Here is a 20,526-nt window from a genome sequence, read left to right on the forward strand (position 1 = left end):
GTCGCACATATCGGGCGACGGTTGAGGCACGGTCACTGGAGCATCCTCTTTCGAGTGACCGAGCTCGGCTCACGGTCGGCCGAGGTACCGGCCATGTCCGGGACCAGGGCGCCGGGCACCTCGGGCCGCACACGACAATGCTCGGGACCGGCGGCGATCCGCACGACAACCGTGGCCAGCACGCAGGTCAAGCCGCCGATGAGCAGGCCGTAACGGGCGCCGAGAGCTTCGGCGATCCATCCGACGAGGGGGGCGCCGAGGGGAGTGCCACCGAGGAGGACGAGGAAGTAGACGGACAGTACACGACCGCGCATACGGGGATCGGCGTTGAGTTGGACCATGGCGTTGGCCGTCGTGGTCACCAGCACGGCGGCGAGGCCGGTCGGTACGAGTAGGGCGGCGAACGCGGTGGGCACGGGCATGAGGCCGACTGCGGCTTCCAGTGCCCCGAACGCCAGGGAACAGCCCAGGAGTTGGCGCATGGTGGGTGGCCGGGACCGGTCCGCGCCGCGGAGTGCGCCGAGCAGGCTGCCCGCGGCGTAGGCGCAGGACAGCGAGCCGAAGGCGGTGGCACCGGAGTGGAAGACCTTGGTGGCCATGAGGGAGATCGTCACCTGGAAGTTGAGACCGAAGGTGCCGATGGCCCCGGCGAGTACGATCGGCAGCAGCAGGTCTGGGCTGGAGCGGATGTGCCGTAGAGCGTCGGTCAGACGCACATCACGGGGTGCAGAGCACGGCACCGGGCGCAGTTCCGCGGTATGTAGAGTGACCAGCACGGCCAGGACGGCCAAGTAGGAAGCGGCGTTCAGTAGGAAGACCGGGCCGGTCCCCACGGCGGCGATGGTGAGCCCCGCGGTGGCCGGGCCGAGGAGGCGTGCGGCGTTGAACTGGGCGGCGTTCACGCTGACGGCGCTGGGCACCAGGTCTCGTTCAACCATCTCGCCGATGAACGCGTTGCGGGCGGGACCGTCCACGGCCGTCGCGGCACCGAGGGCCAGGGCCAGCGCACAGACCTGCCAGACGTGCACCGCCCCGCTGAGTGTCAGCGCGCCGAGAAGGAGTGCTTGCAGTGCCATCAGGCTCTGGGTCACGATCAGCAGCCGTCGTCTGGAACAGGTATCGGCGATCACGCCGCCCCACAGTCCGAGGAGGGTTTGCGGCAGGAACTGCAGTGCGGTGACGAGGCCAACCGCGGTGCCGTTGTGGTGGGTGAGTTGGAGCACCAGCCAGTCCTGGGCCGCGCGGTGCATCCAGGTGCCGACGTTGGACACCAGTTGTCCGATCACGTAGCGGCGGAAGTTGCGGACCCCCAGGGTGCGCAGCGCCTGCCGACCGGGCCGCCGCGCCTCGGGTTGGGAGCGCTCAGTCACCGTACCGGACAAGTTTGGTCTCCGGCGCCCTGTGCTGGCCGCTGGCGGTCCGCCGTGGCCGTCTCAGGTGTTGTGGGCCGCTCATCGTCCAGGTAGTGGAAGCTCGGCTCGGGATGCATCAGGAAGTCGTGATGGGAGATGTTCCAGGCGTACGCCCCCGCCATGGCGAACGCCACACGGTCACCGGTACGCAGCCGGATCACGGGCACGCGACTGGCCAGGACATCTTTGGGGGTGCACAGCTGGCCGACCAGCGTCACCGGCTCCAGACGGACCGCGCTCCTCGGCCCCGGCCAGGACCAGGTGTCCGAGGGGATGATCTCGAAAGGCTGGTCGTGTCCCCTGGTGGCCGGGGTTCGCAGGTGGTGGGTGCCGCCGGCCAGCACGGCGAACGCCTCGCCGTGGCTAAACTTGACGTCCAGCACGCGTGTCACGTACCAGCCGCAGTACGCCCCGATGGAGCGCCCCGGCTCGATGCGCAGCGTCAGGCCGGGGTGGTCGGCCAGCAGTCGGCGCAGCCCGATTCCGAAGGCCGACCAGTCGAAGAAGCGCTCCGGGTTGGCGTAGTCCACACCCATGCCGCCGCCCAAGTTGACCTCGTCGAAGGGCAGCCCGTGAGCTCGCGTCCAGCGGGCGCCCCAATCGACAATCCGCTCGACCAGGGCGAGTTGGGCGGGCGCGTCAAGGCCGCTGGCCAGGTGTGCGTGGAGACCGCGTAGCCGGATCCGCGGGTGTGCGGCGAGCACACGCAGACAGGCGTCGAGTTGCGCGGGGTCCATGCCGAACGGGCTCGGCTGCCCCCCCATGACAAGCGGCAACCGGCCGAGTGGAAGCGGAGGGTTGACCCGTAGCAGTACGTCCACCGTGCGTTCGCCGATGAGCGTGGTAAGGACACAAAGCTCGTGCTGGCTTTCCACGTGCAGGCGCTCGACGCCCGCCTCCAGCGCGTGCGTCAGCTCGCGGGCGGTCTTCCCAGGCCCGCCGAAGGCGACGCGGGACGTCGGGAACAGACGGCGGACGTGCTGCAGTTCACCGCCTGAGGCGACCTCGAATCCGTCGACGTGCTCGCCCAGAGCACGCAGCAGCCGAGCGTCGGAGTTGGCCTTGGCCGCGTAGAATAGTTCCACCGGATCGGGCAGTTCACGCCGGATCGTGCGGGTGTGACTGCGCAAGGCGGCCAGGTCGTAGAGGTAGGCGGGCAGTTCGTCGTCGGACAGGTCCTGGACATGATGCAGAATCTTCGACCTCACGGCGCCGCCTCTCGGGGGAAGTCGGCGGCCAGCGGGCTCGGCAACGGCACGTAGGTCGCGTACCGGTCCGCCTTGCGCGCCCAACGTAGTAGAAGGTTGGCCTTGGCGGGCAGCGGCACGCCCGACAGCAGCGCCCGCAGACGCGGTGGGTCACCCGCCGTGCGTGCGTAGCTGTCGAGGTGGTCGCGGACCAGTCCCCACAGCGCGGGCTCCAGGCCAGGACTGGCGTCGGCCAGCGCGCCGAGCAGTTCGGCGAGGTGGTTTACCAGTAGGCAGTAGACGACCCGGTCCCAGCCACGTTCGGCGCTGTAGCTGAGCGGCCCGCGCACCTCCTCGTCCAACACGGCCAGGGCCTCGCGGTGGCGGTCCGGGACGAGCTTGGTGCCCTCCAGGTCACGGAAGAGGACCTGCGCGGGCCGTCCGTCGCCACGCACCCCGACGAGGACGTTCTGCAGATGCGGCTCCAAGACAACGCCGTGCTCGAAGTAGGCGGCGAGCACCGGCGGCAGCAGCAGGCCCAGATAGGTGTCCCACCAAGCCAGCGGATCGGTGTCGGCACGGGCGAGCAGGTAGGAGATGTGCGCCGGGCTGGTCGGGTACTCGTCGGCGACGGCGGCGGCCAGCAACGGCGTGACACCGGGCAGCAGATGCTTGCGTACGCCCTCGCGTACGATCACGCCGAAGCCCTCCACCACCTCTCGATCGCCGAAGCCGTCGCCGAGACCGAGAGTGCGGTACCCGGGCTCGGCCAGTAGCGCACAACCGGGGTACCGGGTGGCCAGTTCGGCGAAGACCGGCCGGACGATCTGATTGAGGGTGACGGCGCCCGACAGCTCGTAAACGGCGTTCTTGCGCACGCAGTTGGTCAGCCGGATGTTCAGGCTGAACTTCAGGAACACATCACTGTCCGGCTCGTAGACGGTGCGCACCGAGGACGTCGGCGCGACCGGCGGTCCATCAGGACCGAGGTCCACGACGTCACCGCGGGCCAGCGCGGCACGCAGCGCGGCGTTTCCGGACAGCATCCGGAACTGCCACGGGTGGGCGGGCAGCATGCGGAACCCCGGCGCCGCCACCGGGCAGAGCCGGTCCACAGCGCTGTCGTCGCCTTCCGCGCGCAACAGGTCAGCGCGGACGCCGAGATGGCGAAGCGGAAATCGTGAGCCGGTTTCCGGGCCGTACCTCAGCCAGTCCTGGGTATCCCCGTCACGGGCCTTGGGGGCGGGGTGGAATCGGTGTCCGTAGACGAGGGACTGCTCCGAGGCGATGTAGGCGCACGACGACACTTCCCGGTTGCCGCGGGCCTCCAGCACTGCTTGGACGGTCCGGTGGCTCGCGGCAACCTGCTCCAGGAACTCCTCGTTCTCCATGCCCGTGCGCAAGGTCAACTCGTCGCGGATCAAGGCGGCCAACTGGCCCCAGCCCAGCGGAGACCACGCCGTACCGTCTTGGTGCTCGACCGGCCCGCTGAACCGGTGCGCACCGATCATTGAGACGCGGCGTAGCGGAACTCGCAGCAGGACGCCACGGCGGGGAAGGCGCACCAGCAGGTGTTCGCCTGCGACGGTGACCTGATGCTCGGGCGAAGACACCTCACGGACCATGCAGTTGAGCAGGGTGTGGGCGGTCACGGTGTCAGCGAGCTGCGTCGGTGTACCGGCCGGAGCCAGGACGGTCGGGATGGTCATCGGGCGACATCCCTCCGGTGGCGATTGCACACGATGGCCAGTGGGTTGGGGATGCCCACCCACTGTGCCTTTCCCGGGTCGTCGGCGAGACGCATGGCCGTGGTCGCCTTCAACGGCCAGTGTTCGCCGAAGAACGCCTCCTCATCACCGTTACCGGGCCGCAGATCGGCATAGACACGCCGCGCCACGGCACCGACAGAGGCCCACAACGCTGCCGGTTCGGCCCCGCGCGCACGGCAGAGCACGGACACCAACTCGCTGAGGACCCCGCTGAGCAGCGCACCGAACAACTTGGCCCGCAGGCCCTGGACGTCGTCGCCCGCGCGGTTACCCGCCAACGGCGGAAGATCGAAGCCGTGGTCGGCCAGGCGACGCGGGCTGACCCGTACACCGTCCAAGTCGCGGTACAGCACCCGCACCGGCCGCCCCTCGCGCAGTACCACCAGCGTGTTCTGGCCGTGGGCCTCCAACGCGACCCCCATGGACAGCAAGGTCAGCGCAGGGGGCAGCACCAACTCGGCGAAGTCGGCCAACCATGTTCCTGGATCGTCCGGCACCAGAGCGGCACCGGTGGCGTGCACAGCGGTGAGCGGGACGGCGATCTCGCCGGGGCCGAGGAAGCGCTCGTACGACTCGCGCACCATCACCGCCAGGCTCGGACAGGGGCGCCCCTCGACGCGTACCGCACCACCACCCACCTCGCGCAGGATGCCGAGGTGACCGCCGTATCCGGCCTTGTCCACGACGGTCGACACGAAGTCCGACAACACCGGGCCGTCGGTGACCTCCGCAGGGGAGATCGTCCGCCGGTAGTTGGTGACCTGAACGTCCAAGGAGGTCTTGATGTGATAGCCCGGCAGGACGTCCAACGGGGCCACGGTGCGCAACGACAGTAGCGGGTGGGAGGTGATCCACCGATCGGCGACAGACAGGTCCGGATACCGTGGCACCACGTGATCGCGCTGCCAGGGATGCACCGGAACCAGAACCGTTCCGCCTTCCCGCAACTCCTGCGGCCACCTGCCCGCCGCCAGCCAGCGGTCGCCCGGCACCGCCAACAACGCGAGGTCGACCACGGGCCGGTGCTCCGGCGCGTACGCAAGCACTTCCGCCACCGAGAACCCGGTGCGGGTACGGCAGCACGGATGCTGCGGATGACCGTCGACCACCGCCTGTTCAGCCTCGATGGAGCATGCAATACGGCGTGGTGCCCGGCCGGCGGCGGCCCGGGCCAGGGCGAGGTTGACGACGCTGTTGTCCAACTCCTCGGCCAGCGCCGGTGCCCTCGTCGTATTCAATGCCATGGCCGTGAGCAGTCTCACCGGATCCGTGATCGGCCCCGCTGGCCCCTCGACCACGAAGGTCGAGGGCACCTGGGCGAACCGCTCGGCACACGCCGCCTCCCCCACAAGTCGGCCGCCGTGCTCCAACTCCACCACCAGGGTGTCCCGCTGAGCACGCAACCCCCGCACCCCGGGCAGCGGCTCGCGCGCCAAGGCCCCCCACAACCGACCCAGAACACTCGCCCGCGCCCCCGGCAGCTCCGCCGAGAACGCCTCGGCCAGCTCAGGGCGCGCGGCCCGGACCTCGTCGAACACCGTGTCCCACACACTCCACCTCCACCTGCGCACAGACGCTTCGCCGCTGACAGCATGGCATCGAAGCTAGGCGCAGACGGGTGAGCAAACGGGCAGCAAGATGCCAGGGGACGGCCAGCGCCAGACCAAGACTTCACCTGCCGGGTGCGGTGCACGTCGAGCATGAACGTCGAGACCGCGGGCACCGATGTGCCGTCCACAGGACCACGGGGTCGCATCCAACCGGTGCTACCTGTGCGCACGATCCGCCACAACCGCCGTTGTGCGCCACCGATTACAGACCGGGCAAACCGATGCTCCTCGGGCTGACGTGGATGCTGAGGGCATCGGAAAAGGCACATCGCCCAACCGTAGAGACAGCACCAACAGTTGTGAGCGAGCAATGGCATCGTGGATCGGGGCGCCGGTTCACCTGGTCGAAATCTGATGTTGCCGGTGCGCACCGGGCGGTGCGGTGGCTCGCTCGGCCTCATTGGGCCGGGTAGCGTCTCAAGCCGAGCTTTACCTGACCGCTCAGGAGTCGATATGGAGCGTGGCCGCATGACCGCACTGCTGATCGGAGCGGCCATCGGGTTGGCTGCCGGGGTCCTGTCGGGGATTGTCGGTATCGGCGGCGGAGTAGTGATCGTTCCGGCCCTGGTCCTGCTCGGGCTCACCGCCCACGAAGCCAGCGGCACGTCGCTGGCCGCGCTACTGATGCCCGTCGGTTTGCTCGGCGTGTTCGAGTACGCCCACCGCCACCAGATCAAGATCCATTACGCCATCGGCATCGCGGTGGGGCTCACGTTGGGAGTGGCCGCTGGGGCCTACGTCGCCGGTCGACTTTCCGACCCGTTACTCCAACGGGTGTTCGGGGTGCTACTCGCGCTCCTCGCCTTGAAGTTCCTGATCTTTCCGGCGACAGCCCACGATGCCGTCCGTCCCCGTTGAACTCCATGGTGACTACGCACAGCCTACCCTGACCGGTTGACGGCGATTCAGGAGAGGCGCCCTAACCACCGCGGGCAAGGGAGGGCATGTGGCCTGCTGCAGGTGGCACACACTGCGGCGAGGCGGGCGGCTCCAGGTTCAAGGTGAGTGGCGTGGTGCGAACGAGATGGCCGGGGGTCACCGCTCGGCTTCGTGCAGGTGGTGGGTGACGGTTGGCAAGTGGGCGGGTGTTTCGGCGTAGGCGTAGGCGAGCGGGGCAGCGATGCCCAGCGAGAAGGTGACCGCCACCGCGGCGGCCATCAGGCCGATCCGTCGGCCCACCGTTCGGCGGTTGCCTGTGGTCCATGTGTGTAGCGTCGGTTGGTGGCTGGCTGTGGCGGCGATGACGGGGACGGGGCCGAGGGCGGATCGGTGCAGGGCCAGTCCTGCTTCCCGTTGCGCTTGGCCGCGCGGCCCGTGGAGGAGCTCGGTGAGCGCTGGGCCGAGTTCCGCTGGCTCGCGGATCCAGGTCGCGAGGCCCGCCTCGTCCAAGGCGGCGGCGTTGGTCTGGCCGTGTCCGGGAATGCAGCGGTAGCTGGCCACTGGCAACCCACTGGCGAACGCCTCCAGTGAGGTCAGCCCGCCCGCGTTCTGGACCAGGATGTCGCAGGCGTGCATCAGGGCGGGCATGTCGCCCACCCAGTCGAAGACGTGCTCGATCCCGTCCCGACGCAGTTGATCAGCGAGGGTCTGGTTGCGTCCGCATACCACCACCGGCACCGCGACCTTGCTGTCGCGGATCTCGGTGGCAGCCCGCCGAATCGGGCCAACTCCCCACGAGCCGGCGACCACCAGGGCCAGCGGCGCGTGCTCGGGAAGGCCGAACCGGGTGCGGGCGGTTCGCCGTCGCGCGCGCGTGGCGGGAGTGAAGCGCGGGTCGGTGACGGGACCGGTCACGGCGACGGCTGCGGCGCCTTGGGCGTGGGCTTGGGCCGCGGGCACCGGGTGCACGGCGAGGTGTGCGTCGATGCCTGGGGCAACCCACAGGGCGTGGACGGAGAAGTCAGTCAGGTACGTGAAGGCCGGCACTGTCAGCAGGCCGCGCCGCCGCAGCGCGCCGAGGACCTGACTGGCCCCCGGGTAGGTCGAGACGACCGCACACGTGTCCGCGGGGAGCGCTCGCAGCATGGAACGCTCGGCGCCACGGAACAGGATCCGCCACATCACCCCGGGGCGCCGGGCGTGTTCCGTCGTTGCGTACAGGCGCTGGTAGCCCGCAGGCGCCCAGGTCAGCAGGCGGTGGTAGAGACCGCAGAGCAGCTTGCCCATGCGCGCTGGCAGCAGGTCGAGGAAGTCGTACCGGTCCACCAGGAATCCGTGAGCAGCAAGCCGCGTGGCAAGGCCCGCAGCCGCGCCGTCGTGCCCCGCGCCAACACCAGCCGAGATGACGGCGATTCGCTTGTGGCGGAGGCCCTGCGGTGATGCGGCGGACAGCGAAGCCACCGGCTCGTATGCAAGGTCGTCGCAGTAGGGCATGGTCGATCAGCTTCCCTGGCGGAGTGGGCGCGCACGGCCTAGCAACTGGATGCCTCGGCGGTGCCGTGCGCGCACCGAGGTCCCGCGCCTTCGCGACTGGGGGCAGCGGCTCGATCACGGCGGGCGCCGACCACTGAAGCTACTACATGATGTCGAAATTCGGGAGCGGCTGCCGATCCACCGACCAGCCGCCACTCACCACGCTGTGTGGATGACCAGAGGCACCAGGGCGTACGGAGCCAGGGCGAGCAGGCGTCCCAGACATCCGCATTGATGTCGAACTCTTGGGGAGAGCAGGGCGGCGGCGACCAGAACTGCTCCGCGATCGGAGTGAGCGCGGCTGCGAACTGCGCCCCGGCCGCCAACGCGGCGGTGATGTGGAGCGCGAGGGCGGAGATCGCGGGTGTGGGCTCCTGAAGTAGCGAGCTGGGGGTGGGCGCCGAGGAAACTACTACATGATGTAGAAGTGGCATGGGGGTTCGGCATAGAAGGGGGGAGAGGACGTTGATGGCACCAGATGTCGTGGTCACGACAGGGGCGCTGGATCCGCCGGGGATGCTGTCGCGGTTCGGTGCCTGGGCGGTGTTGGTCTTGGTTTTCGCCGAGACCGGACTGCCTGCCATCGGCGTCTTCTTGCCGGGGGACACACTGTTGCTGCCAGCAGGCCTGGCATGCTCGCCCGGCGCCTTCGGGGTGGCCAGACTGTCGCTGCCGCTGGTGTTGCTGTGCGCAGGTCTCGGCTCACTCGCCGGGGCGCAGACCGGTTTCTGGCTGGGGCAGCGCGGGGCCCGGTCGGCACGGCGCCGCTGGTCGGAGGGCCGCGGCCGGGCCCGGATGGAGCGGGCGGAGGCGCTGTTCGCACGGTACGGGCCGCGGCGGGCGGTGACGCTGGGGCGGTTTGTCCCCGTTGTGCGCACGCTGGTCCATCCGGCGGCCGGTCTGCTGGGCATGTCGACCACGTCGTTCACGCTGTGGCAGGCCCTGGCGGGGCTGGCCTGGTCACAGTCTCTGGTGCTGGCCGGGTACGCCCTCGGTGAGAGCGGGCGGCGCGGGTCGACGTTTCTGCTACCCGCCACCGCCGTGGTCGTCGCTGTCGGACTACTCCCCCCGGGCGTCCAGTGGTGGCGCGCACGGCGGGCCCGCAAGGGTGCAGCCGCGGAAGCAGGCCTGGACTCGGTGACCGCGCCGCCCCAGGCTGGGGCCGCAGGACAGGTGGGGCGCCGGTGACCGGCGAGTTTCCGACAGACACCGATGCTGTAGACGGCCACCCCGCATCTGCGTCGCTGCGCACCGCACCGGCTCCGGAACGCCGGTGGACGCGATGGATCGTTGCCCTGCTCCTGGTGGTGATCTCGGCCGGATATCTGGTGATCTCAGCCTTGCAGAGCCACAGTGCGGCCGCCGCGCGGGAGCTGCGGGCCGAGATGGCCGGGCTCGTCCACGGCAGCCCCTCTGCGGTGCAGCGCAACGTCTATCGGGTGCCGATCCCGCCCGGTGCCAGCGATGTCGGTTTCTTCGAGGCCAACTCCTGGCGGACGGATTCGCTGTACGTGCAGTTCACCACCACCCCCGCCGGACTGAAGCAGTTCCTGGCCAGGCTCGGCACTCGCCCCGCCCAACTGCGAAGCGGCCTCATCACCGTGGCCATCCCGGCCAGCCAGACCGAGCACGTCCGCTGGCGCTTCCCTCGCGACCATCGATGGGCGGGCATAGCACTGGGCCGCCCAGGCCCGCACCCTGCTTACGCGATCACCACGAACTTTGACGACCCGCAACGGCCCGCAGTCTTCGTCGTATCCACCATCAGCTTCAGCTCGAAGACCACCCCACCCCGCCCCCGCAAAGACAGCCCCGCCCCATGAGGTAGCGGTCGTGGCCCGCGTGGCCACCACACGGGCAGATCCCGTGTGATCCGTCGAACAAGGCGACCGGACCGCCGCGTTACTCCTACAACATGTAGTAGCTTTGGCTGGCGGCCACCGCTGCTTCAACTCGGTGTTGCCCATATGCCATCGCAGGCGTGGGGCGGCACCGGCGGCGGGGCCGTTCCGCGTCGCGTCGCGCTCCCACAAGAAGGACGTTCGCCTATGACCGCGCCCGCCGCCGTCCAACTGGCCTTCGACGGCTCCGGCATTGACGGCTCGTTGTTCACCTCCATCACCGACTTCGCCAAGGACACCGCGTGGGCCAACAGCGCGGTGGAGATGTGGACCAACCTGGGGCTTGGGGTCTTCGGCCTGCTGATGCTGAAGGGGTGGTGGTCCGCCCGCCGCTCGGACACCAGGGCGATGGCGCTGGCGCTAGCGGCTCCGGTGGCCGTCGTCACCGCCTTCGTCGTCGCCGAGGTCATCAAGAAGATGGTGGCGGAAGTGCGTCCGTGCTACTCCCTGCCACACGACTACTTCGTCGACTCCTGCCCGGCTCCGTCGGACTATGCCTTTCCCAGCGGCCACACCACCGTCGCAACCGCCACGATCGCGGCACTCTTTCTGCTCGACCGCCGCCTGAGCGCCATCGCCGCCCTGTTCGCCGTGGTCGAGGGCTTCACCCGTGTCTACGTCGGCGCCCACTACCCCCATGACGTGATCGGCGCCGCGGTCATCGCCCTGCCGGTCGCCTTCCTCACCAGCCTGCTCCTGGGCTGTTCGGCACCAGGGCTGGTCGCTCGGTTGCGCACCGGGGCACTGCGCCCGCTGCTGGCCACCGAGCATGCCGCCCGCTGAACTCCGCACGAAGAGGACCGGCCCGCGACTTCCCACCCTGCACCGCCAGGCCTGCTGACCGGTCCTGCTCCGCTCCCGGAACGATCAGCGCCGTGCGGTGCGGTTTACTCCGGAGCCAGGCGAGTTGAACGCCATCATGGTCGGCGTGATCGTGCTGCTTGCTGCAGCCTGCGGCGACACCTCGACTACGCCTTCGGCCGCTTCGGCAGCCACCGCCCCAACATGCGATTCGGCCGCTACGCGCTGCTGACCCCGGCGCGGGTCGCCAGGCCGAGGCGTTCCCCTCCGCCGTGGCGACACGTTCAGGACCACATTGGGACCCCACACTCGGCCATGTCCGCGGCGGCATCCCGCCCCGCCCAAGGCGCTGGCAGCACGCTCATGAGCAACGTCAAATAGATCTGTGCGGGCCGGGGCGTCGCTTCACCCCTGTCCGGAAGCGTCACCATGCAGCAGCCCCTCCAGCAGCCGCTCATCCTCCGCTGACAGATCCGAGACGAACCGGGCCAGCACCGCCGCGCGATCCCCGCCCTCATCCAACAGCGAGTGCATTCCCGCCGCTGCAAGTCCCGGCTGGTCATGCACTGGCGCGTACACGTGACTGCGCCCCCGCCGCTGCCGAGTCACCAGCCCCTTGTCGCACAACCGCGTCAGGATAGTCAGCACTGTGGTGTACGCCGCATCTCCATCAAGCCGTTCATGGACGACCACCGCCGTCGCCGACCCGTCAGCCGCCCACAACGCAGCCAGTACCTCTGCCTCCAACTCCCCCCGCGCCCGCCGCCGAGCCTCCCCTCGGCCATCCCTACCGCCTGTCACCTAGCTCCTCCTTCCGCCTCGGCAACCCCTGCGCCCCACAACCGGACGAGCGCTGGGTCACCAGACCAGCTACGCACCGGGCGCTCACCGGCCGTGTCACCAGACCGCCATGCCAGGGCCGCCTGCGGGCCGATCCAAGCTACTACGAGATGTAGAAAGGCGGGCGCGCCTGGAGGTTCGCAAGTCCGCCTGGCTGGCTGGCCGAGGCCCAGCTCTGCGCCTTGACCAGCCGGTCGCAGACCAACAAGGCAGATAGGCGATCACCTACGGCGAGACGACGACGGCCCGCCCACTCGGCAACAACACGCAGTGGGTCAGCGCCGAGGCGGGGACGATCCCATCGATCCTGCGGAAGATGCGGGGCGTCTTCGACCGCTCCTCCAACACCTCCAAAACGCTGCACCAGGTCGATGACAGGCTCAACGGCCGCGGAGCAGGCGCTGTGTCCAGGTGTGCTGTTCGCGCAGACTTGTCCCGTTGGGCCCGGCGTTGGTTTCGGCGATTGCCGCGTTCGGGCGTTGGGGCACTCCGGTGCGGCGGTTGATGGGAGCCGGCAACAGGCTCATGGGGTGCCGATGAACCCGCCAGGCTTGGTAGGAGATCAGGACGATGAGGAGGGCGCACAAGGCGGCGGAGCCCCATGCCGTGCCCCAGCCCAGCCCGCCTTCGTTCACGGGTTTGGTGAGCGAGTCACCACCTGCCGCTCCCAGTGGCCGTGTCAGGACAAAGGCCAGCCAGAACAGCAAAGTTCCGTTGATCTTGGTCAGATAGTGCGCCCCGATGATCAGCAACATGACGCCGGTGATGACCAGAAAGGCGTTGCGGAATCCCAGGCCAGTGTCGTCGGAGAGCCAGTCGCCGCTGGAGGTGCCCAGGGTGTTCGAAACCAGGATCGCGATCCAGTAGAGGATCTCGCCCTGGTGGCTGGCGATGTTCTCCACGTCGTAGGTCTGCCCTGTGCGCCACCACACCAGGAAGACGACGAGCAGGATGCCGGTGAGGAGAGCGGCGCCCCAGGCGTAGCCGATTCCGGCAGGCGCGCTGCCGTGGCCGAGGCCGCGGTTCATCAAATCGGAAATCTCCGTTCCGACCATGCTCGTTCCCAGGACCACCGCCCAGAACAAGGCCGGATGGAACCGCCGGGCGCGGACGTGGGCGACCACGGTGACGAGGAAGAACGCGAGGAAGACCAGCCCGGTGGCCAAGTAGCCGATCTTGAGGGTGATGCCCAACAGGTCCCCGGCGGTTTCCCCAAGGGTGACCGCCACCATCTTCAGCCCCCAGAACAGCAGTGTCACGTGCGGGAGTTTGCGCTGCACGTAAGTCGAGTGGGACTGAGTCGGCACACTACCGAATACCTTCGCGGACATTCCTCTCCCATCTGTCGGGGGCTTGCAAAAGCTGCGGCGGCAACACGGCGATGGCGACGGAGTGGGTCTCCAGCCGACTTCGCGGCGGGTGAGCTGCGGGGCATACGACCGACGAAGCTTGTCCAGCTTCGTCTACACAAGCTCAGTACGCTTCCGGGCACCGAACCCAGTGATCGCCAATCTTTCATCGTCGGCATGGCGTCGCTGCCTGATAAGCAGGTCAGTGCCACCCGAAGGGGTGGCCGCGGTCGGATGCGAGTTGACTCGCGGTCATGGGCCGGATGGCGCAACCCGGCGCAGGCCGTAAGCCGCACCGACTCCGACGGAGGAGGGGAAGGGCACTCCACCCTCAGAGCTACCTACTACACGCTGTAGGATGCGGTCGGCCTACCGGCCGTTCGAGCTGTGCCTGGTATGCCCTTGACCAAACCGACCAGACCGGCGCCCGCATATCGGAAGGCGAGGGGGGACGGGCCGCACGGGCCGCCCGGCACTTCCGCGGCGACGGAAACCGGGTTGGTGAAGGACGGCACGACGAACACCGCCGAAATACCGGCCTCTTACCCGCCAACCGCGATCACAAGGTGTCTGAGTGAATTCGTCCGCACACCACACCCGCTCCCGGCTGACAACCACAGGTGCCCTGCGGGTCCCCGAGATCACCGCCGCGTTCTGGATAGTCAAGGGCCTGTCGACAGCGATGGGTGAGGCCACCTCGGACTATCTCGTCCGTGTGATGGCACCCCCGGTCGCGGTCATCCTGGGCTTCGTCGCATTCCTCGCAGCGCTGGTCGTGCAGTTCAGGACCGCTCGCTACACGGCGTGGACCTACTGGTCCGCCGTCGTAGGGGTCGGCGTCTTCGGGACGATGGCCGCCGACGTGCTGCACGTCGCGCTCGGCGTGCCGTACACGGCATCGAGCGCGCTCTACGCGATCCTGCTGTTCGCCGTCTTCGCGCTCTGGCGCCGTACCGAGAAGACGCTGTCCATCCACAGCATCGACACCCCCCGGCGGGAGGCCTTCTACTGGGCCACCGTCGTGGCCACGTTCGCGATGGGCACGGCGCTCGGCGACTTCACCGCGTTCACCCTGAACATGGGCTACTTCGCCTCGCTGGCGCTATTCGCCGTCCTCATCGCGGTGCCTGCCGTGGGCTACCGATGGCTACGCTGGAACCCGGTCCTGGCCTTCTGGACGGCGTACGTCATCACCCGGCCGCTCGGCGCCTCGATCGCCGACGGTCTCGGAAAGGAAAAGAGCGTCGGAGGACTCGGACTGGGTGACGGCACGGTGGCGCTGGTGCTGACGCTGCTGATCGTGGGTATGGTCGCCTACCTGTCGGTCACGAAGGCCGATGTCCAGCGAGCGCCCACCGTCGAGGCGGAAAAGGTGCGGGAGAACGCCTGACCGAGCCGCCACCAGGCCGGGGCGGCACATCCTGGAGCCTTTCTCCGGCCTCGCGCCCCCGTACTCCGACCCGGATCCACTGGACGCGCGGATCGCAGGCACGGTGCGCGCCAGCCCAGACCTGGCGACCCGGCGGGCCTGGTGAAGTGCAGTCACTCGACACTGGAGATGCACCCGATCCGCCCGCTCCTTGGCAATCGTGGCCGGCCCCCACCCGCGGGGCCGGCCCCCGAGCACCGATCAGCGCCTCTCGGCCTGCTCGTCCGGCCTTGCGATGTCGGGGCAATGACGAAGCAGTCCCCGCCCGGACGGGGCACCGGGGAATGTACGCTCCCGCTGGCTCACGGTCAGCGAGCCATTAGTAAGAGCCCAAGAAACCGAACTCGTCACTTCCCCGACCTCGACGGCCTGGGTGAGGAGAGCACCAGAGCGGCAGCGGGGTCACGCATGGGGCCTACCCGGTTCTACAGCAAGAGGGCGGAGCCGGTGGGCGTCGTCGAACAAGGTGCGTTCAGCGAGACGTGCGGCGGTCAGGGCCGCGAGGGCGGCAGCGGCGAGCAGCATGTACATCACCACGATCTGGTAGCGGATCGCGGTGAGCGGGTTTGCGCCCGCGAGGACCAGGCCGGTCATCGCTCCGGGGAGGCTGATCAGGCCGACCGTCTTGGTGGAGTCGATAGCCGGGATCAGCGCGGTACGCAGAGTGTCGCGCAGGTGGGGTGCGAAGGCGTCGGCGGCGGGCAGCCCGAGGGCGAGACGGACCTCGATGGCGGGCCGGGCTGTGCGGGCCTCATCCCGCAGCCGGACCAGGACGAGAGCTGTGGCCTGCATGGCGGTGGAGACGACCATTCCACCGACCGGAATCACCACGCGTGCCTGTGCTGTGATCACGCCCAGGGTGAGCAGGGTGCCCAGCGTCGCCGCTGTCCCGGCCGCGACGGCGGCCATCGCGATGCCAAGCACCCGTGGAATCCCTGCCGCGCGGCGGGCGGCGACCCGTCCGGCGATGAGCACCATCAGGGCCAGCCAGCCGCTCGCCCCGGCGAGGCCGGTGTGCCGGAAGACGAGCAGCAAGACGGCGCCGACGGCGGCCAGTTGCGCTCCAGCGCGTACGGCCGCGACGGCGATGTCCCGGACTAGGCCCAACCGCTGCCGCCACGCCACGGCCGCGGTGAGGACAACCAGAGCGAATGAGGCCGCCACCCCGGCCCATGTGGGGACGGCGGGATTCACACCCGCTCCTTCAGATAGGCGATCCGGTCCGCGGGCCCGGAGTCGACCAGCCGCCCAGCGCGCAGGACACGTACCTGGTCGGCGATCCGGCGGGCCTGCGAGAGGTTGTGGCTGACCAGGACGACGGCGAGGCCGGAGTCGACCAGGTTGCGGATGGTCCGCTCGACCGCCTGGGCGCTGGCCGTGTCGAGGGCGGAGGTGGGCTCGTCCAGCAGCAGCACCTCGGGCTCCACCGCGAGCGTCCGGGCCAGGCAGACCCGCTGGGCTTCTCCCCCGGACAACCCGGCCGTCGCATGCCCCAACATGCCTGCGTACAGCCCGACTTGTTCCAGCAGGGTCCTGGCCCGGTCGTCCTCCAGGTCCGTTCGGCCGACGCGCAGCTCGTCGCGAATGCGGCCGGTGAGCAGGACCGGCTGCTGGCCCACCAGACCGACGCGGCGGCGCAGCGCGAGCACGTCCCAAGAGGTCAAAGGCCGACCGCGGAACCGTACGCTCCCGGAGGTCGGCTCTCCGAGCTGGTTGAGCAGACGCAGCAGAGTCGACTTGCCCGCCCCGGACGGACCGAGCAGGGCCGTGCAGGCGGCGCCGGGTATCTCGGTGGATATGGCATGAAGCAGTGCTTTGCTGCCGCGCTCGACGGTGACGTGGTCCAGGGTGAAGATCGGGGCGGCAGCAGGCACTTTCCCCTCCGGAAAATCGCGAGGACAGTGACCCAAGGTTCCCAGGAATCGACCGCACCGTCATGCCTTCCAGCCGGTCCGAGAAGGCGTCCCCGGCCCGTCTGCCGCCTCAGGGCCTTACGGGAACTTTCAGACATGCTTGCCGGTCACCGCCGCTTCGGGACTTCCACCAGGCGCGGGCACGGTGCCGTAGCCGACGGGACGGATGAGACGGGACCGAAGGGCGGCCCCGGTGGCGGTCAGGGCCGTTACCGAGGCGCCGACCACGACGAAGGAGGCACGGGGCGAGGCGTCGGCGAGGAGAGGCAGGAGGATCAGGGCAATCACGTAGCCGGTGCGGGTGACGGTGTGTTCGACGGCCATCAGGCGGAGCCGTTCACCCGGCAGGAAGGCGCCGAGGCGCGCGCGCAGGGTGACGGTCCCCACGGGAATGGCCATTCCCGTGGTCAGGGACAGGAGCGCCAGCGAGGAGAGGTCGTCCGCGAATCCCATGCAGGCGGTCGCCAGTCCGTCGAGCGCCCAGGCGACACAGCAAACGAGGAACCAACGGCTCGGTCGCCGGTTGGAGGCGAGGGGGTTGCCAATCAGGGCGCCGATACCGATGGCGGCGGTGACCATGCCATAGGCGCCGGCTCCTGCGTGGTGCCGGACGGCGAGCAGGGCGGGCAGGGCAACGGTGGTCGCGGCGGTGCACAACGGTACGAGGCCCAGCAGGCCGATCGCGAGCCCGACAAGGGGGTGCGACCGGAGGAGCGGCCAGGCCCGTACGGCGTGGGGCGCGGTCCCGGTACGCAGGGCGGACGGTGTGGCGAGGCGGGCGAGGGCGGCGGACGAGACCAAGAACGCGACCCCGTCGAGGGCGAACAGCTGCACCTTGGACAAGAAGAGGAGCAGCAGACCGGCGCAGGCATGGCCGGTCATGTGGGCGACACGGGTGGTGAGGTCGAACAGGCCGGTGATCTGCTGGACTTGCGCGGGCTCGACCAGGCCGGGCAGGAGTGCATCAAGGTTCGGGTCGAATAGGGCTCCCAAGAGCCCGAGCAGTAGAGCCGCGAGAAGCAAGACCGCCATGCCCGCGTGGTCGGGCTTCCAGGCAAAGGGCAGTGCCCCGGCCACGGCCGCCCGCGCGGCGTCCACGTACGACAGCGCGCGGAAGGACGAGACCCGCGCCACCAGGCGTCTGCCCATCGCTCCGAGCACGAGGTAAGGCACCGACTCCACGACTGCCACGAGACCGGTGACAGAGACCGACCCGGTGCTGGCCCAGACGCTCCACATGACGGCGACGCCGTAGAGGCGGTCACCCAGGGCGGACAGACACCGGGCGGACCACAGCACCAGGATGGAGCGTTTCCGCAACAGTCGTAGGTACCCCACACGCCCTCCACACCGAGCAGCATGCGGCGGCAGGTGCCGGCCGCAGCCCGGCCTCAGCCAACTTAGAGCGTGATATAGAAGGTTGTTAGAGGATAAAGGCGGAAATTCACTCTCTTGCACCAACGCACGGGTGCCTGGTTGTCAGGGCGGAGGAGGCCGCACTCGGGTGCGGCCCGCACCATCCCTCGGCAGCCGGGGGGTGACGATGACCGCACGTCATCCATGTCCCGCACCGCGACTGCTGGAGGAGTACGCCGCCCGGTCCGATGACTTCTTCGTCGACCTGACTCAACGCCCTCCTACCCGCCTGCCGACCTTGCCGAAGTGGCCTCTCTTCTCTCTACTGCTCTGTACCACCGCGGTCAGCATGTCGGGCTTACCGTCTCCACCAACGCTCGGGAGCCCCGCCCCGTGCCGCTCGCGAGCGGCACGACAACTGGGCCATAGCGTGTTTGGGAAGGACCGCCGTCCCACCGATGGCGGTGGAGTACAACCCGGCGCCACAGACGACGGGGACCTCGGCGGCCAGCGCTTCGCCGAACCAGCGTCGTCCCCGCGCATCGCGGTTTGTGGGTCTGCGACTTCTGTACTTGGTCTTCTGTCGGTTGCTGGGCTGGCTCACGCTTCCGGCACGGTCCTCTGCCACGCACAAGACCTTGCGCTAGGTCAGAATCCAGGATGGACTGCAGCTGCTCGGCCACCAGGTGGCCGCGTGCCTCAGGTTTGGCCTTGCCGGTGAGCGCCAAGCAGGCCCACGCGGAAAGTCCCAGTGTGGGGAGCGTCGGGAAAAGCATCCTCGTTTCCGCACGTCGTCGCCTTCGACTCCGCCAGCCTCAACGGTGCCCGTAGTCGGCCTCCAGCGTGCCGCGCTCGCGCCGCGTGAGCTTAGCCCCGACTGCGGCCGGGCGGAGCGTCGCATAGCTGCCGCGTTAGGCTGCCAGCGTGGTGATCACGGGTAACGGCGGTGACGACGCCGGGGTGCGGTGGCTCGTTCTGGTCTACAAGGTACCGGCCGAGCCGACCCGCCTGCGGGCGGGGGTGTGGCGCAAGATCAAAGGGATGGGCGCCATCTACCTGCAGAACTCGGTGGCGGCGCTGCCACACAGCGCGGCCGGAGAGCGCTCGCTGCGGCTGCTGCGCAACGAGATCGCCGAAATGGGCGGCAGCGCCTCGCTGCTGGTGAGCGACGTGCTGGTCGGCGCCGCCGACATCGAGCGGGCGTTCAACGCGGCGCGGGACGACGAATACGAGGAGATCGTCGACAAGTGCGAGGACTTCCTCGCCCAGATCGAGAAGGAGTACCGCGCCGAGCACTTCACCTACGCCGAGTTGGAGGAGAACGACGAGGACCTGGTGAAGCTGCGCAACTGGTTCGCCAAGGTGGCGGCCCGGGACGTGCTGGGGGCCTCCGGCAAGGAGGCGGCGCTGACGGCGCTGGGGCGGTGCGAGCAGGTTCTCGACGAGTACGCGTCGCGGGTCTACGCCGAGGAGGGGGAGAGCCGCTGAGCGGGTCTCCCCCTCCTCCGCACGTCTCTACCGCTTCGCCGCTTCGCGGCTCGCCGCGACCGCCCGCCGTAGCGAAAGGCCCAGCAGTACGGCGACCGCGACGGGCAGCACCCACCAGGCGGCCACGTGCGCGTGCGTGAGCCCTGCCGTGGCGGCCAGGGCGGCGACCACCCCGGCCGCCACCCGCCAGTCGTCCCCGACGACGAAGTCGTACCAGAACAGCGCGAAAGAGCGTAGCCACCTCATCGCGCGCCTCCTTCCACCGGCGCTGACGCGGCCGCGACGACGGTCGTCTTGTCGTTGCCGCGTCGCAGCACGGCGGTGTACCCCACGGCGAGCAGCGCCACCGCGGGCACCAGGGCGAGCAGCGAGGTGTCGGAGCCCGGCCACGTCGCGCCCGCGCCCTCGGCGGACCAGAAGGCGCCGAAGGAGGTGAGCATGGTGCCGACGGCGAACTTCATGGTGTTCTCCGGAACCCGGGCCAGCGGCGCCCGTACGGCGACGCCCGCCCCGGCCACGACCAGCACCGCCGCCGCGGCGCCCACCACGGCGAGCGGCACGTCGCGCTGGTTGTTGCCGAAGGTGACCACGATGAAGGCGACTTCAAGACCTTCGAGGAAAACGCCCTTGAACGACAGGGTGAAGGCGTACCAGTCGGCGACCATACCGCGGCCGCCGAAGGTGGCAGCCTGCGCGGCATCGACCTCCTTGCGGTACGCCACCTCCTCGTCGTGCAGGGCTTTGTAGCCGGAACCGCGCAGCACGGCCTTGCGCAGCCACTGCAGGCCGAAGACGAGCAGTAGCGCGCCGACGACCAGGCGCAGCGCGCCGAGCGGGATCATCCCGATCGCGGGCCCGAAGGCGGCGACGGTGACGGCGAGTGCCAGCAGCGCGGCTGCGGTGCCCTGGAGCGCGGAGGCCCAGTCGCGGCTGGTGCCGGCGGCCAGCACGATGGTCAGCGCCTCGACCGCCTCCACGGCGCAGGCGAGGAAGACGGTGACGACGAGGATCAACTCGCCCATGAGGTACCTCCGTTCGGGACCGGCGATGACGGGCGAC

Annotated in this window: 19 protein-coding genes; 7 read left to right on the forward strand and 12 right to left on the reverse strand. The window is 69.2% G+C overall.

The genetic code is table 11. The annotated features are described in order from the left end of the window. Positions 1–32: 32 nt before the first annotated feature. The 4 genes from P3G67_RS20575 to P3G67_RS20590 are packed head-to-tail and all read right to left on the reverse strand — an operon-like array spanning position 33 to position 5,918. Positions 33–1,370 carry an MFS transporter gene (locus P3G67_RS20575; protein WP_276094757.1) on the reverse strand — a complete coding sequence of 446 codons (1,338 nt, stop codon included), beginning with the start codon at positions 1,368–1,370 and terminating at the stop codon, positions 33–35. Continuing rightward, the gene (locus P3G67_RS20580; RefSeq protein ID WP_276094758.1) at positions 1,367–2,620 is read right to left on the reverse strand and encodes a type III PLP-dependent enzyme; all 1,254 of its coding nucleotides are present in this window, start codon (positions 2,618–2,620) and stop codon (positions 1,367–1,369) included. The genes P3G67_RS20575 and P3G67_RS20580 overlap by 4 nt, the downstream gene beginning before the upstream one ends. Continuing rightward, positions 2,617–4,308 carry an IucA/IucC family protein gene (locus P3G67_RS20585; RefSeq protein ID WP_276094759.1) on the reverse strand — a complete coding sequence of 564 codons (1,692 nt, stop codon included), beginning with the start codon at positions 4,306–4,308 and terminating at the stop codon, positions 2,617–2,619. Before P3G67_RS20585 ends, P3G67_RS20580 begins: the two co-directional genes overlap by 4 nt. Further along, the gene (locus P3G67_RS20590) at positions 4,305–5,918 is read right to left on the reverse strand and encodes an IucA/IucC family protein (RefSeq protein WP_276094760.1); all 1,614 of its coding nucleotides are present in this window, start codon (positions 5,916–5,918) and stop codon (positions 4,305–4,307) included. Before P3G67_RS20590 ends, P3G67_RS20585 begins: the two co-directional genes overlap by 4 nt. Before the next feature lie 528 nt (positions 5,919–6,446). On the opposite strand from P3G67_RS20590, the gene P3G67_RS20595 reads away from it, so the two are divergent. After that, positions 6,447–6,836, forward strand: coding sequence for a TSUP family transporter (locus tag P3G67_RS20595; RefSeq protein ID WP_276094761.1), 390 nt, complete (start codon positions 6,447–6,449; stop codon positions 6,834–6,836). A 177-nt stretch (positions 6,837–7,013) separates the two neighbouring features. Here the strand turns inward: P3G67_RS20595 and P3G67_RS20600 are convergent, their stop codons facing one another. Beyond that, positions 7,014–8,351 (reverse strand): MGDG synthase family glycosyltransferase, encoded by a 1,338-nt coding sequence (locus P3G67_RS20600; protein WP_276094762.1) that lies wholly within the window; start codon positions 8,349–8,351, stop codon positions 7,014–7,016. Positions 8,352–8,624: 273 nt separating this feature from the next. Between P3G67_RS20600 and P3G67_RS20605 the strand changes: the two genes are divergently transcribed. The 4 genes from P3G67_RS20605 (at position 8,625) to P3G67_RS20620 (ending at position 11,074) form a co-directional block, all read left to right on the forward strand. Beyond that, positions 8,625–8,768 (forward strand): hypothetical protein, encoded by a 144-nt coding sequence (locus tag P3G67_RS20605; RefSeq protein ID WP_276094763.1) that lies wholly within the window; start codon positions 8,625–8,627, stop codon positions 8,766–8,768. A 90-nt stretch (positions 8,769–8,858) separates the two neighbouring features. Further along, entirely contained in the window at positions 8,859–9,578 is a 720-nt protein-coding gene (locus P3G67_RS20610; RefSeq protein ID WP_276094764.1) for a DedA family protein, read from the forward strand. Then, entirely contained in the window at positions 9,575–10,213 is a 639-nt protein-coding gene (locus tag P3G67_RS20615) for a hypothetical protein (RefSeq protein WP_276094765.1), read from the forward strand. Before P3G67_RS20610 ends, P3G67_RS20615 begins: the two co-directional genes overlap by 4 nt. Before the next feature lie 225 nt (positions 10,214–10,438). After that, a complete protein-coding gene (locus P3G67_RS20620) occupies positions 10,439–11,074 on the forward strand; it encodes a phosphatase PAP2 family protein (protein WP_276094766.1) in 636 nt (211 codons plus the stop codon). Between the two features lie 423 nt (positions 11,075–11,497). On the opposite strand, the gene P3G67_RS20625 is transcribed toward P3G67_RS20620, so the two are convergent. Next, a complete protein-coding gene (locus tag P3G67_RS20625; protein ID WP_276094767.1) occupies positions 11,498–11,839 on the reverse strand; it encodes a BlaI/MecI/CopY family transcriptional regulator in 342 nt (113 codons plus the stop codon). Positions 11,840–12,312: 473 nt separating this feature from the next. Further along, a complete protein-coding gene (locus tag P3G67_RS20630) occupies positions 12,313–13,263 on the reverse strand; it encodes a COG4705 family protein (protein ID WP_276094768.1) in 951 nt (316 codons plus the stop codon). Positions 13,264–13,855: 592 nt separating this feature from the next. Here P3G67_RS20630 and P3G67_RS20635 point away from each other — a divergent pair. Further along, the gene (locus P3G67_RS20635; RefSeq protein ID WP_276094769.1) at positions 13,856–14,671 is read left to right on the forward strand and encodes a COG4705 family protein; all 816 of its coding nucleotides are present in this window, start codon (positions 13,856–13,858) and stop codon (positions 14,669–14,671) included. A gap of 441 nt (positions 14,672–15,112) precedes the next feature. Here the strand turns inward: P3G67_RS20635 and P3G67_RS20640 are convergent, their stop codons facing one another. From P3G67_RS20640 to P3G67_RS20650, 3 genes are all read right to left on the reverse strand, one after another. Next, positions 15,113–15,904: an ABC transporter permease gene (locus P3G67_RS20640; RefSeq protein WP_276094770.1), complete on the reverse strand. Its 792-nt coding sequence runs from the start codon at positions 15,902–15,904 to the stop codon at positions 15,113–15,115. Further along, on the reverse strand, positions 15,901–16,584 hold the full coding sequence (locus P3G67_RS20645; protein ID WP_276094771.1) for an ABC transporter ATP-binding protein: 684 nt from the start codon (positions 16,582–16,584) through the stop codon (positions 15,901–15,903). Before P3G67_RS20645 ends, P3G67_RS20640 begins: the two co-directional genes overlap by 4 nt. A 129-nt stretch (positions 16,585–16,713) precedes the next feature. Next, on the reverse strand, positions 16,714–17,961 hold the full coding sequence (locus P3G67_RS20650; RefSeq protein WP_276094772.1) for an MFS transporter: 1,248 nt from the start codon (positions 17,959–17,961) through the stop codon (positions 16,714–16,716). Positions 17,962–18,903: 942 nt separating this feature from the next. Here P3G67_RS20650 and P3G67_RS20655 point away from each other — a divergent pair. Next, a complete protein-coding gene (locus tag P3G67_RS20655; protein WP_276094773.1) occupies positions 18,904–19,467 on the forward strand; it encodes a Chromate resistance protein ChrB in 564 nt (187 codons plus the stop codon). Between the two features lie 27 nt (positions 19,468–19,494). On the opposite strand, the gene P3G67_RS20660 is transcribed toward P3G67_RS20655, so the two are convergent. Together P3G67_RS20660 and P3G67_RS20665 are read right to left on the reverse strand one after the other, a co-directional pair. Then, entirely contained in the window at positions 19,495–19,713 is a 219-nt protein-coding gene (locus P3G67_RS20660; protein WP_276094774.1) for a hypothetical protein, read from the reverse strand. After that, complete coding sequence (locus P3G67_RS20665) at positions 19,710–20,489, reverse strand: COG4280 domain-containing protein (protein WP_276094775.1); 780 nt, start codon at positions 20,487–20,489, stop codon at positions 19,710–19,712. The genes P3G67_RS20660 and P3G67_RS20665 overlap by 4 nt, the downstream gene beginning before the upstream one ends. Between the last annotated feature and the right edge of the window lie 37 nt (positions 20,490–20,526).

Source organism: Streptomyces silvisoli (assembly GCF_029269905.1).
In the GTDB taxonomy this organism is placed as follows: domain Bacteria; phylum Actinomycetota; class Actinomycetes; order Streptomycetales; family Streptomycetaceae; genus Streptantibioticus_A; species Streptantibioticus_A silvisoli_A.